The organism is Plantactinospora sp. BB1 (assembly GCF_003030385.1).
Taxonomy (GTDB): Bacteria; Actinomycetota; Actinomycetes; order Mycobacteriales; family Micromonosporaceae; genus Plantactinospora.
In genome coordinates this window covers 4,031,670-4,044,728 of the sequence record NZ_CP028159.1, presented here as the reverse complement: position 1 = coordinate 4,044,728, position 13,059 = coordinate 4,031,670, and the positions used below count along the sequence as shown (strand labels likewise).

Annotated in this window: 13 protein-coding genes and 1 riboswitch; of the genes, 6 read left to right on the top strand and 7 right to left on the bottom strand. The window is 71.8% G+C overall.

What is annotated here, in order from left to right; genetic code table 11:
* Positions 1–26: 26 nt before the first annotated feature.
* On the top strand, positions 27–491 hold the full coding sequence (locus tag C6W10_RS17645; protein ID WP_107259016.1) for a PPOX class F420-dependent oxidoreductase: 465 nt from the start codon (positions 27–29) through the stop codon (positions 489–491).
* A 45-nt stretch (positions 492–536) separates the two neighbouring features.
* Here C6W10_RS17645 and C6W10_RS17640 read toward each other — a convergent pair whose 3' ends face one another.
* From C6W10_RS17640 to C6W10_RS17630, 3 genes are all read right to left on the bottom strand, one after another.
* Positions 537–911 (bottom strand): VOC family protein, encoded by a 375-nt coding sequence (locus tag C6W10_RS17640; protein WP_107259015.1) that lies wholly within the window; start codon positions 909–911, stop codon positions 537–539.
* A 57-nt stretch (positions 912–968) separates the two neighbouring features.
* On the bottom strand, positions 969–2,774 hold the full coding sequence (locus C6W10_RS17635) for a sulfatase (RefSeq protein ID WP_107259014.1): 1,806 nt from the start codon (positions 2,772–2,774) through the stop codon (positions 969–971).
* Positions 2,775–3,018: 244 nt separating this feature from the next.
* A complete protein-coding gene (locus tag C6W10_RS17630) occupies positions 3,019–4,611 on the bottom strand; it encodes a glycosyltransferase 87 family protein (RefSeq protein WP_107259013.1) in 1,593 nt (530 codons plus the stop codon).
* Between the two features lie 133 nt (positions 4,612–4,744).
* Here C6W10_RS17630 and C6W10_RS17625 point away from each other — a divergent pair, with 133 nt between their 5' ends.
* The 4 genes from C6W10_RS17625 to C6W10_RS17610 all read left to right on the top strand — a co-directional run bounded on the left by C6W10_RS17625 (position 4,745) and on the right by C6W10_RS17610 (position 8,502).
* Positions 4,745–5,572, top strand: coding sequence for an isocitrate lyase/phosphoenolpyruvate mutase family protein (locus C6W10_RS17625; protein WP_107259012.1), 828 nt, complete (start codon positions 4,745–4,747; stop codon positions 5,570–5,572).
* Positions 5,573–5,678: 106 nt separating this feature from the next.
* Positions 5,679–6,764, top strand: a complete 1,086-nt coding sequence (locus tag C6W10_RS17620; protein WP_107259011.1) for a glycosyl hydrolase — start codon at positions 5,679–5,681, stop codon at positions 6,762–6,764.
* 5 nt (positions 6,765–6,769) lie between these two features.
* Positions 6,770–7,045 (top strand): ubiquitin-like small modifier protein 1, encoded by a 276-nt coding sequence (locus tag C6W10_RS17615; protein ID WP_107264048.1) that lies wholly within the window; start codon positions 6,770–6,772, stop codon positions 7,043–7,045.
* A 296-nt stretch (positions 7,046–7,341) separates the two neighbouring features.
* Positions 7,342–8,502, top strand: a complete 1,161-nt coding sequence (locus tag C6W10_RS17610) for a magnesium and cobalt transport protein CorA (RefSeq protein ID WP_107259010.1) — start codon at positions 7,342–7,344, stop codon at positions 8,500–8,502.
* A gap of 52 nt (positions 8,503–8,554) precedes the next feature.
* On the opposite strand, the gene C6W10_RS17605 is transcribed toward C6W10_RS17610, so the two are convergent.
* Both C6W10_RS17605 and C6W10_RS17600 read right to left on the bottom strand, forming a co-directional pair.
* Positions 8,555–9,685, bottom strand: a complete 1,131-nt coding sequence (locus C6W10_RS17605; protein ID WP_107259009.1) for a magnesium and cobalt transport protein CorA — start codon at positions 9,683–9,685, stop codon at positions 8,555–8,557.
* A 115-nt stretch (positions 9,686–9,800) separates the two neighbouring features.
* Positions 9,801–10,115, bottom strand: a complete 315-nt coding sequence (locus tag C6W10_RS17600; RefSeq protein WP_107259008.1) for a multidrug efflux SMR transporter — start codon at positions 10,113–10,115, stop codon at positions 9,801–9,803.
* A gap of 15 nt (positions 10,116–10,130) precedes the next feature.
* A riboswitch (guanidine-III (ykkC-III) riboswitch) is annotated at positions 10,131–10,199 on the bottom strand.
* 197 nt (positions 10,200–10,396) lie between these two features.
* Between C6W10_RS17600 and C6W10_RS17595 the strand changes: the two genes are divergently transcribed.
* A complete protein-coding gene (locus tag C6W10_RS17595) occupies positions 10,397–10,909 on the top strand; it encodes a VOC family protein (protein WP_159104629.1) in 513 nt (170 codons plus the stop codon).
* 34 nt (positions 10,910–10,943) lie between these two features.
* On the opposite strand, the gene C6W10_RS17590 is transcribed toward C6W10_RS17595, so the two are convergent.
* Together C6W10_RS17590 and C6W10_RS17585 are read right to left on the bottom strand one after the other, a co-directional pair.
* Positions 10,944–12,068: a 5-methyltetrahydropteroyltriglutamate--homocysteine S-methyltransferase gene (locus tag C6W10_RS17590; RefSeq protein WP_107259006.1), complete on the bottom strand. Its 1,125-nt coding sequence runs from the start codon at positions 12,066–12,068 to the stop codon at positions 10,944–10,946.
* A gap of 159 nt (positions 12,069–12,227) precedes the next feature.
* Positions 12,228–12,983, bottom strand: a complete 756-nt coding sequence (locus C6W10_RS17585) for a FadR/GntR family transcriptional regulator (RefSeq protein WP_234358960.1) — start codon at positions 12,981–12,983, stop codon at positions 12,228–12,230.
* Positions 12,984–13,059 lie beyond the last annotated feature (76 nt).

Here is a 13,059-nt window from a genome sequence, read left to right as displayed (position 1 = left end):
CCGCCCGAGCCTGGTAGAAACGGTCAATGACCCGCAGCATCGCCACCAACACCCGTGTCGACCGTGCCGAACTCCTCGAATTCCTCCGACCCCGGCACCGCGCCGTCCTGATGACGACCCGCCCGGACGGCCGGCCGCAGTCCTCGCCGGTGACCTGCGGCGTGGACCCGAAGGGCCGGATCGTCGTCTCGACCTATCCGGAACGGGCGAAGGCGACCAACGCCCGCCGGGATCCCCGGGTCTCGCTCTGCGTCCTCTCCGAGGACTGGAACGGGCCGTGGGTGCACGTCGACGGTACCGCCGAGGTGCTCGACCTGCCGGAGGCGCTGGAGCCGCTGGTCGAGTACTTCCGGTGCATCTCCGGCGAACACCCGGACTGGGACGAGTACCGCGAGGCCATGCGCCGGCAGGGCAAGTCGCTGATTCGGGTCACCGTCGACAGTTGGGGCCCGGTCGCCACCGGCGGCTTCCCGGCCCGCCTCGCCGACTGACCCGGCCGCCCCCAGTCGACCCGAGGGGGTGGCCGGGGTGGCCGGTCAGAGGTAGAGGCAGAAGGGGTGGCCGGCCGGGTCGAGGTGCACGAGGACGTCCTCCTGGGGCTGGAAGTCGGCCCGGGTGGCGCCACAGGCCACGGCGTGTGCGGCGGCGCGTTCCAGGTCGTCGACCCGGATCTCCAGGTGCATCATCATCTGCTGGTCGCCGGGACGGGCCGGCCAGCTCGGCCGGCGGTACGCCGCCTCGGTCTGGAAGGCCAGCCCCACTCCCCCGGCCGGGTCACGCATCAGTACCCAGTCCGGCGCCTCCTCGGTGATCTCCCAGCCGAGGAGGCGCTGGTAGAAACGGGCCAGAGCCCTCGGATCCGGTGCGCTCAGGTTGACGGTGGTCACGGTCAGACCGGTGCCCTCGATCATGGTGTGGAACCTCCGAACGTTGGTCAGAGTCTTGGGGTCGCTGCCGCGCTGCCGGGACTACGACCCGAACGCGGCGAGGAACCGGTCCCGGAAGTCGCTCATCCGCCAGACCGGCGTCTCCGGACCGGGCTTCAGCCCCTCCTGCCAGTTCCAGCCGGCGATCCTCTCCAACGTCGCCGGGTCCTTGGCGACGATGGTGATCGGAACGTCGTGACTGGCGTTCTCGCCGGTCACCAGCGGGGTCGGCTGGTGGTCGCCGAGGAAGACGAAGACCAGGTCCTCGTCGCCGTACCGCTCCAGGTAGGAGACGACGGTGTTCAGCGAGTACTCGACGGCCCGGCGGTACTGGGTGCGTACCTTGCCGGTGTCCCGCCAGACGTCGTCCGGCGACTCGCCCGCCTCCGCCATCGGCCCGAAGATCGATCCGTCGCCGAGCTGGTCCCAGCCGATCAGTTCCGGGATCGGTGCCCACGGCGCGTGGCTGGACACCAGCGGGATCGTCGCCATCACCGGCGGATGGTCCGGCGTGGAGTGTTCGCGCTGCTCGAAAACGGAGAGCGTGTACTGGTCCGGCATCTGGGCCCAACTGAACTGCGGGCCCCGGTAGCCGAGTTCCTTCGAGGCGTGCACCTCGTCGTAGCCGAAGAACGTTCCCTCCGGCCAGGTCTGGGTGATCCCCGGCATCACTCCGACGGTCCGCCAGTCGGCCCGCTGGAAGGCCCGGTTCAGGGTCATCCGGTCGGTGGCGACGAGATGGGTGTAGCGCTGCTGGTTGTCGATCCAGAGCCCGGAGAGCAGCGTGGCGTGGGCCAGCCAGCTTCCGCCGCCGGCGGTCGGCGAGGTGAGCCAGCCGCTGCGCGCCGCGTACCCGGCGGTCCGCAGTCGGGTGTAGCCGGTGTCGAGGGTGGCACCGATCTCCGGGGCGAAGGCCGGATCCTCGACCGCCGAACGACCGTAGCTCTCGACGAAGGCGACGACCACGTCCTTGCCCCGCAACCCGGTCAGCAGCTGGTCACCGGGGGTGTCACCGAACGCGTCGACCCGGGCCTCGGCCGCGAAGACCTCCTGGTCGCGCAGGGCCGCCCGCACCTGGAGTGCCCGGTCGTAGCTGAGCGTGCTGACCGGTACCTCCGGGACGATCTGCACGCCGAGCACGGCACCGACGACACAGGTGGCCCCGAGGGCCGCGACGATGTGCGTCGTCGCGCGGCGGTGCCGGACCGCCAGCCGGGTCAGCCGGAGCACCGACAGCGTCATCAGCACGAGCAGGCCGACCGCGAGCAGCCCGGCGGCGACCACCGCGACGACGGCACCGGTCCGGCCGTACGACTCCTCGACGTAGTCCGTGCCGGCCTCGAACGAGATCCAGTCGAAGACCGGGTTGAACGGCCGGGCCAGCACCGCGAAGAAACCCATGTCGATGACCTTCACGATGGCCAGCAGCCCGAGGGCGATCCCGACCGGTACCGCCACGATCCGGCGTCCCCAGCCCGGCAGGAGCAGCACCAGCGCCACCACCACCAGCGCCTCCAGCGGCAGCCGCAGGAACGCCCCCGGCGTGTAGAGGGTGAGCTGGTTCGGCGCGAGCAAGGCGAAGACGACCAGCAGCAGCGCCAGGATGCTGGCCAGCCGAGCCGCCACGACCCGCGGCCAGCCACGCTTCCGGGCGGGTGTGCCGGCGTCGGTCCCGCCGTCGGAGGTGTCCGGCACGTCGGTCCCGCCGTCCGTGCCGGCGGCGTCACCGTCCGGGGTCGCACCGTTCGAGGCGGCACCGTCCGGGGTCGCACCGTTCGAGGCGGCACCGTCCGGCGGTTCCGGCAGTGCGTCGGTCGGGGTTCGACGACGGCGCGTGAAGACCGACAATCCAGAGGCCCTTTCCCGTGAAGCCTGGTGACGCCCGCCCGCCACTGGGGTAACCGATCCGCGCGCACCCGCACGTGGTCGGTGGCGCCGGCACCGTCTGGCCGGCCGGCGACGGTCGAGGCGGTGACCGGCCAGGTCCCCGTGCCGCCGTCGTGATCCGGGCGCCACGTTAACATCCCGGGCTACCCCGGCCCGGCCGCCGGTTGTCGGGTCGGTGCCGCACTCACCGGCCGGGACCGTGCCGTCACCCGACGGCGAGTTCCTCGCTGTACGCGGCGATCGGGCTGCCGTCCGCGCCATAGGCGGTCAACCGGCCGTGCGAGAGGTTGGCCGAACGGAACGAGAAGAGCCGCTGCCCCGGATAGACCTCCAGCAGCGGAATCGTCCGGGGAGCACCGCCGGGCGCGGACTGGTATTCCAGCCGGGCCACGGTGGCGTCGACGACTCCGTTGACACGTACCTTGGTCTTCTCGGCGGTGACCCCGAAGGTGATCGGCACACCCGCACCGAACGCGGCGCACTCGGCGGCGCTGCGGCAGACGAAGAAGTACCGCGGGTTGTGCACGTCCGACATCGAGTACGCCTTGAACGTCGGATCGGCCCCCGCCGGCAGCGGCTGTACGGCGAAGAAGGCGACCGTGGCCACCGCGGCGGTGCCCACCCGCAACCAGCCGCGCGCCGTGCCGGTACGCCGACCGGCGGCGACGGCGGCGACCGTGACCCCGCCGAACCCGGCCAGGCAGAGCGTGACGGTGGCCAGGGATCGGGAGTTCTCCAGGAGGAACTGGAGTCCCGGGGTCATCGAGACCGGACTGAGCAGCGCGCCCAGCGACAGCACCATCACGCCCAGCACCGCGACCCCGGCCACCCGGCGGGCCACCCCGTACGCCCCGACCAGGAACATCGCGGCCAGCACCGGCCAGATCTGGTGGTGGGTCCAGGAGACCGGCGAGGCCGCCACGGTGGCGCAGCCGACCAGTACGGCCGCGTGTGCCGACCGGCCGGAGAGTTCGAGCTGCCGCGCCCGCAGCAGCGCCGTGCCGCAGACCACCAGCACCAGGCCGGCCCAGAGCAGCGGAAAGGTCCCGCCCTCGACGCCGACCCGCAGCAGCATGCCGTGCACGGACTGGTTGCCGAGCGAGGCGAGGTTGCCGACCCGGGAGGTGTTGAGGAAGGTGCCGGTCCAGAAGGTCCAGCTGTCGGCCGGCAGCACGACCGCGCCGACCAGGCCGCAGGCCAGGAAGGCGACGACCGCCCGGCCGGCGTCGCGCCAGCGGCGGGAGACCAGGAAGAAGACCACGAACAGCAGCGGGGTCAGCTTGACGGCGGCGGCGATCCCGACGAGTACGCCCCGGTACCGGGCCGGGGTCAGCCCCATCCCGTCGACCAGGGCCAGCAGCACGATGAAGACACTGACCTGACCGAACCGCAGGTTGCTCTGGGCCGGGGCGGAGAGCATCAGCGCGCAGGCGACGGCCGCGACCACCAGCGGGCGCCGGTGCCGTTCCGAGGCGACGGCGCCACCCGCCGCGATCGCGATGGCGGCGATCGCGGCGCAGGTCAGGACCAGCCAGGACAGTTGCAGGACACCCTCGGGCAGCAGGCCGATCGGCGAGAGGACCAGGGCGGCGAAGGGCGGGTACGTGAACGGTCCGCCGTTGGCGGCGACGAATTCGTAGAGCGGCTGGCCGGCGTGCAGGTGCCGGATGGCGCCGTAGTAGATGTGTAGGTCCGAGAGGCGTTCCCACTCGGGTCGGCGGAGCACCAGGACCGACGAGACCGCCGCGATGACGGCGAAGACTCCCCAGAGCGTGATCGTCCCCCGGCGACTGCCCATTGCAGGAGTCTAGACAGCCGGGGTCGGCGGGAGATCGACCGATGCCGTACGGAGACCTTGCGGTGACCGAGCCGGTACGGCAGTCGGGCGGCGGCGGCGGCGTACGTGGGCTGCCGCCGGGGAGGATGATCGGATGACTCTGGACGTCGCCGACCAGCACCGCCGGGCGGTCACCTTCCGCCGGCTGCACGAGGGGCCGACCTTCGTACTCCCCAATCCGTGGGACGCGGGCAGTGCCCGGGTACTCGCCCAGCTCGGTTTCCCCGCGCTCGCCACCACCAGCGCCGGGCTGGCCTTCGCGCTCGGCCGGCCCGACGGCGCCAACCTGGTCAGCCGGGCGGAGACGTTGCAGAACGTCCGGGTGATCGCGGCGGCCACCCCGCTGCCGGTGGCGGCGGACCTGGAGAGCGGATTCGGCGACAGTCCGGCCGAGGTGGCCGAGACGATCCGGCTCGCCGCCGAGGCGGGCGCGGTCGGCGGGTCGATCGAGGACGCCACCGGCGACCCCGCCGAGCCGATCCGCCCGCTGGACGAGGCGGCCCGTCGGGTCGAGGCGGCGGTGGCGGCGGCCCGGAGCCTGCCGTTCCCGTTCACCCTGACCGCCCGGGCGGAGAACTTCCTCTACGGCCGGGCCGACCTGCCCGACACCGTCCGCCGGCTCCGGGCCTACGCCGCTGCCGGCGCGGACGTGCTCTACGCACCGGGGCTGCCGGACCTGGACGCCGTCCGGTCGGTCTGCACGGCGGTGGAGAAGCCGGTCAACGCGCTGGCCGGGTCGCCCGGGGTGACGGTCGCGATGCTCGCCGACTGCGGCGTACGCCGGGTCAGCGTCGGCTCGACCCTGGCCCGGGTGGCGATGAGCGCCCTCGTGGCGGCGGCCCGCGAGATCCGTGCGGCCGGCAGCTTCGACTTCGGCACGGAGGTGCTCAGCTACTCCGAGGTCAACAGGCTGATGCCCTAGCCGCCCGCCGACCCGCGCCACGCCGTCTGGACTGCTGTTTTGTCGGTGCTGCTCGGCATACTCCCGTGCGGACCCCAACGGCGTACGTCCGATCGGAGAGCTGACCATGACAACCTTGCTGGCAATCGGCACCGCCAAGGGACTCTTCCTGGCCACCAGCGACGACGGCCGCAGGAGTTGGCAGGTCAGCGGCGTGCACTTCCCGATGACCGGGGTCTACTCGGTCGCGATGGACAAACGGCGGCCCACTCCCCGGCTGCTCGCCGGGGTGACGAGTTCGCACTTCGGCCCGAGCGTCGCGACCAGCGACGACCTGGGCGCGTCCTGGCAGGAGCCGGCGGAACCACCCGTCGCCTTCCCGGACGGCACCGGATCCAGCCTGGAGCGGGTCTGGCAGCTCACCCCCGGTGCGGCCGACGAGCCGGGCGTCGTCTACGCCGGCACCCAGCCCTCGGCGCTGTTCCGGTCGGTCGACGGCGGCATCTCCTACGAGCTGGTGCGCCCGCTCTGGGACCACCCGCACCGCACCCAGTGGGACGCCGGGTTCGGGGGTCAGGCGATCCACACGGTGCTGCCGCACCCGGCCGACCCGGCGCAGATCCTGGTCGCCATGTCGACCGGCGGCGTCTACCGCACCGCCGACGCGGGTGCGAGCTGGCGTCCGCAGAACACCGGCATCCGGGCCTACTTCATGCCGGACGAGTGGCCCGAGTTCGGGCAGTGCGTGCACAAGGTCGCCCGGGACGCGGCCGACGCCGAGCGGCTCTACGCGCAGAACCACCACGGCGTCTACCGCTCCACCGACGGTGGGCTGAGCTGGCAGTCGATCGCCGACGGGCTGCCCGGCGACTTCGGGTTCCCGATCGTCGCCCATCCGCGCCGGGGCGGGACCATCTACACCTTCCCGCTGGTCGCGGACCGGGAGCGTTTCCCGGTCGACCGGCGCTGCCGGGTCTTCCGCTCCACCGACGCCGGTGACACCTGGCAGCCGCTGACCGACGGGCTGCCGACCGGCCCCTTCTATCCGGCCGTGCTGCGCGACGCGATGTGTGTCGACGACGCCGACCCGGCCGGCGTCTATTTCGGCACCCGCTCCGGCGAGGTCTACGCCAGCCGCGACGAGGGGGACTCGTGGTCGCTGGTCGCCGCGCACCTGCCCGACGTGCTCTGCGTCCGGGCCGCGGAGGTGTGAGCCGGATGGTCACCGTCATCGTGCCCGCCGCCCTGCGCGGCGAGACGGCCGGCGCCGGCCGGCTCGACGTCGCCACGGCGGGCACCCTCCGAGCCGTGCTCGACGAGGTGGCCGCGCAGTGGCCCCGGCTGATCCGGCGGATCCGGGACGAGCAGGGCCAGTTGCGTCGATACGTCAACGTCTACGTCGACGGCGAGGACTGCCGGCAGACCGGTGGCCTCGACACGGCGGTACCCGACGACGCGGAGATCCGGGTCATCCCCTCCGTCGCCGGAGGCTGACCCGGCAGCGCCGCACACGCCCTGCGGCCGGGCAACTCAGGAGACGCCTCGCGGCCGGCGGCCGTCCCGGGCCCGGCCGGCGTTGTCCGCGACTCGGGGTGCGAAGGGTCGCGGCGCCGCCTACCGTGGGGGTTGGTCAACGTTTCCGTGCTGTTGGCCGGCGATTTGTCGTCCTCGGCCGGGGGCAGGCGTGGGATGGGACGGCGGCCCGGGGCGGGCCGTCGACCGGTTGTGCGATCCACTGCTCGCGGGGTCCCCGCACGTGTCGCTCGACGTCTTCGTTCTGGAGGCTGCCCATGTCCGACTGGCGTTCGCGCGCCCTCCGACCCGCGAAGCGGGCCCTGCGCCGCTCGCAGGACCGGTATCCGCAGTCGCCACCGGAGCTGTCGATGGATCCGCGGGCGGCCGAGGAGGGCAACGAGGCGCCTCCGGCGGAGGAGAGTGTGGTCACCTCCGCGATCTACCGGGACGGTCAGCGGATCGAGGGTCCGCCCAACCTCGCCGAGACCTGCCGGCGGCTGCGGGAACATCCCGGGACGATGGCGTGGATCGGCCTGTACCGGCCGACCGAGGGGCAACTGCTCACCGTGGCGGAGGAGTTCGGGCTGCACGAGCTGGCCGTCGAGGACGCCATCGTCGCGCACCAGCGGCCCAAGCTCGAACGGTACGGCGACACGCTCTTCGTGGTGCTCCGGGCCGCCCGCTATCTCGACGAGGTCGAGGAGGTCGACTTCGGCGAGGTGCACGTCTTCGTCGGGGCCAACTTCGTGCTGACCGTACGGCACGGCCAGGCACCCGACCTGAACGCCGTACGTCGCCGGATGGAGAACGACCCCGACCTGCTGCGGCGCGGCCCGGAGGCGGTGCTGTACGCGATCCTGGACAGCGTCGTCGACGGGTACGCCCCGGTGGTCGGCGGCTTGCAGAACGACATCGACGAGATCGAGACCGAGGTGTTCCGGGGCGATCCCCGGGTGAGCCGGCGGATCTACGAACTCTCCCGTGAGGTGATCGAGTTCCAGCGGGCCACCCGGCCGCTGCTGGACATCCTCCAGGGGCTCACCGCCGGCTTCGAGAAGTACGGCACCGACGAGGAGCTGCGGCGCCTTCTGGGTGACGTCGCCGACCACGCCACCACCGCCTCGGAGCGGGTGAACGAGTTCCGGCAGATCCTGGCGGACATCCTCGCGCTGAACGCCACCCTGGTGTCGCAGTCGCAGAACGAGGAGGTCAAGAACCTGACCGTGGCCAGCTACACGCAGAACGAGGAGATCAAGAAGATCTCCGCCTGGGCCGCGATCCTCTTCGCGCCGACCCTGATCGGCACGGTGTACGGGATGAACTTCGTGCACATGCCCGAACTGCACTGGGTCTTCGGCTACCCGTTCGCGATCTTCCTGATGCTGGTGGTCTGCAGCACGCTCTACGTGATCTTCAAGCGCCGCGACTGGCTCTGACCCGCCGCGACCGCCCCGGGCCGCCCGCCACCGGCCGCCCCCGGTCCCGCGCTCAGAGCCAGTTGTTGCGCCGGAAGCCACGGTGCATCAACACCGCCAGGACCAGCATCACCAGCAGCACCACCCAGAAGCCCTGCGCCGCCTTCACCCCGGGGATGAACTCGAAGTTCATCCCGTAGATGCCGGCGATGAAGGTCTGCACCGCGAAGATCGCCGCCCACGCGGCGATCTTGCGCATGTCGTTGTTCTGGTCCACCGAGACCTGGGCCAGCCGGGCCTGGAGGATCGAGTTCAGCAGGTCGTCGTAGGCGGTCACCCGCTCCACCGTCCGGGACAGCACGCCGTGCACGTCCCGGAAGTAGCGCACCACGGGCCGGGGCAGCTCCCGGTCGTCGAGCAGCGCGGCGAACGGTCGCTGCAACGGCGCCACCGCCCGCTTGAACTCCATCAGCTCCCGCTTGAGCTGGTAGATGTGCGCGATCCGGTCCCGGGCGGTGCGGGAGGCGAAGACCTGCTCCTCCACCGCGTCGATGTCGGCCTCCACGGCGGTGGCCACCTGGACGTACGAGTCGACGAGCTGGTCGCAGACCGCGTACGCGACCGCCCAGGGGCCGAGGGCCAGCAGGGTGGGCCGGGCCTCCAGGTCGGCCCGGACCGGGCGGAGCGCCCCGGGTGCGCCGTGCCGGACGGTGAGCACGAAGCGGGGGCCGACGAACACGGTCACCGCGCCGGTCTCGACCACCTCGGAGGTCTCGGTCAGTTCGGTGTGCTCGACGTACCGGCTGGTGCGAAGCACGATCACCGTCACCTGGTCGTAGCGCTCCACCGCCGGCCGGTGCTCCCGGTTGAGCGCGTGCCCGGCGACCAGGTCGTCGAGGCCGAACGTCCGGGCGATCGGCGCGAAGTCCGCCTCGTCCGGATCGTGCAGCCCCAGCCAGACGAACCCGCGCCCCTTGCGCGCCGCCGCCAGGGCCGCGCGGTAGTCGGGCGGGCCCGGCAGCCGGCGACCGTCGAGGTACGCCGCGCAGTCCACGATCCGGTCGGTCTCCGGGCCGCGCTGCGCGGGGACGTACCCGGAGGAGAGGCCCTCGGGGTTGAGCATCCGGGCGATCGCCCGGCGGACCGGCGCCACCCACCTGGTCCGGGTACCGGCCGAGGCCGCATCCCGTTCGTACCCCGTCATCCCCGGATGCCCCTTCCCGCGCGGTCGCTGGGGTGCATCGAACCACCCGCCGACCACCCGGCCGGTCCCGGGTCTCCCCCGGCCGGTGCCGTCGTGGGTCAACCGGCCCGCCGGCTCAGTGGAAGACCTTCAGCCCCACCACGCCGGCCACGACGAGCAGTAGGCAGAGCAGCCGGGGCAGGCTCGCCGACTCGCCGAGCGCGATCATGCCGACCAGCGCGGTACCGACGGCACCGATGCCCACCCAGACCACGTAGCCGGTGCCGACCGGAATGCTGCGCAGCGCGTAGCCGAGGCCGGCCATGCTCAGCACGAGGGCGGCGGCGAAGATGCCGGTGGGGAGCGGACGGCTGAAGCCGGCGCTGCGCTCCAACGCGATCGCCCAGACCGTTTCCAGCATTCCAGAGATGATCAACACGATCCAGGCCATGACGAACTCACCTCGATGGCGGTCGTCTTGGCAGGCCGGGTACGACGCGCAACTCGTCCGGGATCGCCGCGGTGCGGCGTCACCCCAAGGATAACGATCTAGAGCGCCGGCAGCCCCGTTTGTGCGGGATGTCACCGGGGGTCGGAACTGCTCAGGTGGGCGCCGGCCGGTGTGCGCGGGCGCTCGGCGTACCGGCCGGGCCCCCCGAGCCCGGCCCGGTTTGTGTCTGCGAGGGCCGGGAAGAGCTAGCCCGGCCCACCGGTACGTCGGGAGGAGGCACGATGGCCAACGCCGTACCCGATCCGTCGGCCGTGTCGATCGGGCTCGACACCGCCGCGCACGTCGGGATATCCGTCTCCGACCTGGACCGCTCGGTCGCGTTCTACCGGGCGCTCACCGGGCTCGATCCGGTGGTCCGGGACGAGGGCATGCACGGCGCCGGGTTCGCCCGCTCCCAGGGACTGCTCCGGACCAGACTGCGGTACGCCACCTTCCGGCTGCGCAACCTCGGCATCGACCTGATCCAGTTCGAGGAGCCGGCGGGCGTACCGGCCGAGGTGGCGGCGAACCGCCCCGGCTCGATGCACCTCTGTTTCGAGGTGGACGACCTGCCGGCGGTCTACGACCGGATGCAGGCGGCCGGGCTCGACTTCCTCGGCCCGGCCTACACGTTCACCACCCAGGAGGTCTCGCCGCCCGACGCGGCCGGCACCGAGGTGGCGTACTTCAACGACCCGGACGGCACCAACCTGGAGATCATCGCCCCGAGGGGCGGGTTCGCCCGGCCGGACTGACCAGCGGCCCGGCCGGGCGGTGCTGAGGCGGGGCTCAGTTGTCGCCCCAGACCTCCTGGGCGGTCTCCACGATCAGCCGCAGCTTCGCCACCTGCTCCTCCTGGGTCAGCGCGTTCCCCTCTACAGTGGAGGAGAAGCCGCACTGCGGCGAGAGGCAGAGCTGCTCCAGCGGCACATAGCGGGCCGCCTCGTCGATCCGGCGCTTGAGCGCGTCCTTGCTCTCCAGCTCACCCCGCTTGGTGGTGACCAGGCCGAGCACCACCTTCTTGCCCGGCGGGACGAACCGCAGCGGCGCGAAGTCGCCGGAGCGCTCGTCGTCGTACTCCAGGAAGAAGCCGTCGACGTCGAGCTGGCTGAAGAGCGCCTCGGCGACGAAGTCGTAGCCGCCCTCGGCGGCCCAGGAGGACCGGAAGTTGCCCCGGCACATGTGGGTGGTGACCGAGAGGCCCGCCGGCCGGCCGGCCAGCGAGGCGTTGATTTGCCGGATGTAGCGCTCGTGCTGGTGCTCCGGGTCGCCGCCCTGCGCGGCCACCATCTCCCGCTGCCGGGGGTCGTTCAGGTAGGCCAGGCTGGTGTCGTCGAACTGGAGGTAGCTACAGCCGAGGTCGGCGAGCCGGCGCACCTGCTCGGCGTAGGCGGCGCTGAGGTCGGCCCAGAACTGGTCCAGGTCGGGGTAGACGGCGGTGTCGATGGCGGCCCGGCCACCCCGGTAGTGCACCATGCTCGGCGACGGGATGGTCAGCTTCGGCGTACCCGTCGTGACCTGCTGCTTGAGGAAGGTGAAGGCGTCGCCGAAGATGGTGTCGGTCAGCTTCACCCGGTCGTGTACCCGCAGCGCCGCCGACTGGAACTCCAGCTTTCCGGCGGCGTTGAAGAACTCGACGGTCAGCTTCTCGTCGGCCGGGTCGATCCCGCCGAGCTGGTAGATGAAGTCCATGTGCCAGGAGGTACGCCGGAATTCGCCGTCGGTGGCGGTACGCAGCCCGATGCTCTCCTGTAGGCGTACCACCTCGCGGATCGCGTCGTCCTCGACGGCGCGCAGCTCATCGGCGGAGATCCGCCCGGCGGCCCGGTCGGCCCGGGCGGTCAGCAGCCGCGCGGGTCGCAGCAGGCTGCCGACGTGGTCGGCGCGGAACGGCGGGCGGGATGGTGTGTCCATGGTGGTCCCCTCTGTTCCTGGTACGCGGGCGCTCGGTCGGCACACGCCGGCGCCACGTACCGCGACGGCGCGATCCGGCCAACCATAGTCCGCCGCGCCGGCATTGATGATCTAGAGACCGTACCGCCGGCCGGGTCTCTCCGCCGGCCGGAAACGACGTCAGGAGGCCGGTTCGGGACCGGTCTGCGCCCAGATGGCGCTCATCTCCTTCATGGCCTGCTCCATGATCCGCACCATCGCGGTCTTGGCCCGCTCGCCGTCGTGCCGCTGGATCGCCTGGGCGACGTCGGCGTGCAGTTGCAGCGCCTCCTCGTGCGGATAGTGCGGCATCAGGTCGTAGTGGTGGCGGCCGGCCAGCACCTCGGCGACCAGCTCGTGCAGCTTGACGAACATCTCGTTGCCGGAGTCGACCAGCACCTGCCGGTGGAACTCGATGTCGAGCCGGAGGAACTCCGCCTCGTCGCCGGCCTTGCCCGCCGCCCACATCTTCGCGGCGAGTCCGACCAGCTCGCTCGCCTCCTGCGGGGTGGCCCGCAGCGCGGCGAGCGAGGCGGCCTGCGGCTCGACGGCGGTACGCAGCTCGGTGATCGAGCGGAGCTGGGCGATCCGGCCGGTGGAGGCGAGTCGCCAGCGGATCACCTGGGGGTCGAAGACGTTCCAGTCGCCGGCGGCCCGGATCAGGGTGCCGACCCGGCGGCGGGACTCGACCAGCCCCATCGAGGAGAGCACCCGCAGCACCTCCCGGACCACCGAACGGGAGACGGCGTACTGCTCGACGAGGTCGTCGATGTAGAGCACGGAGCCCGGCGGGAGCTGGCCGGCGCAGACGGCCGTGCCCAACTGGTCGAGCAGCCGGGCGTGCAGCCCGGATTCGCCGGGGTCGAGCCGGACAGACGCGACCTCAGGTGACGGCATGGCCATAAATAAAGCCTATCAGTGAGTGACCTGGTCTTGCTTAAGTCAGGTTTATCGGCCTAGCATCCGGCATTAG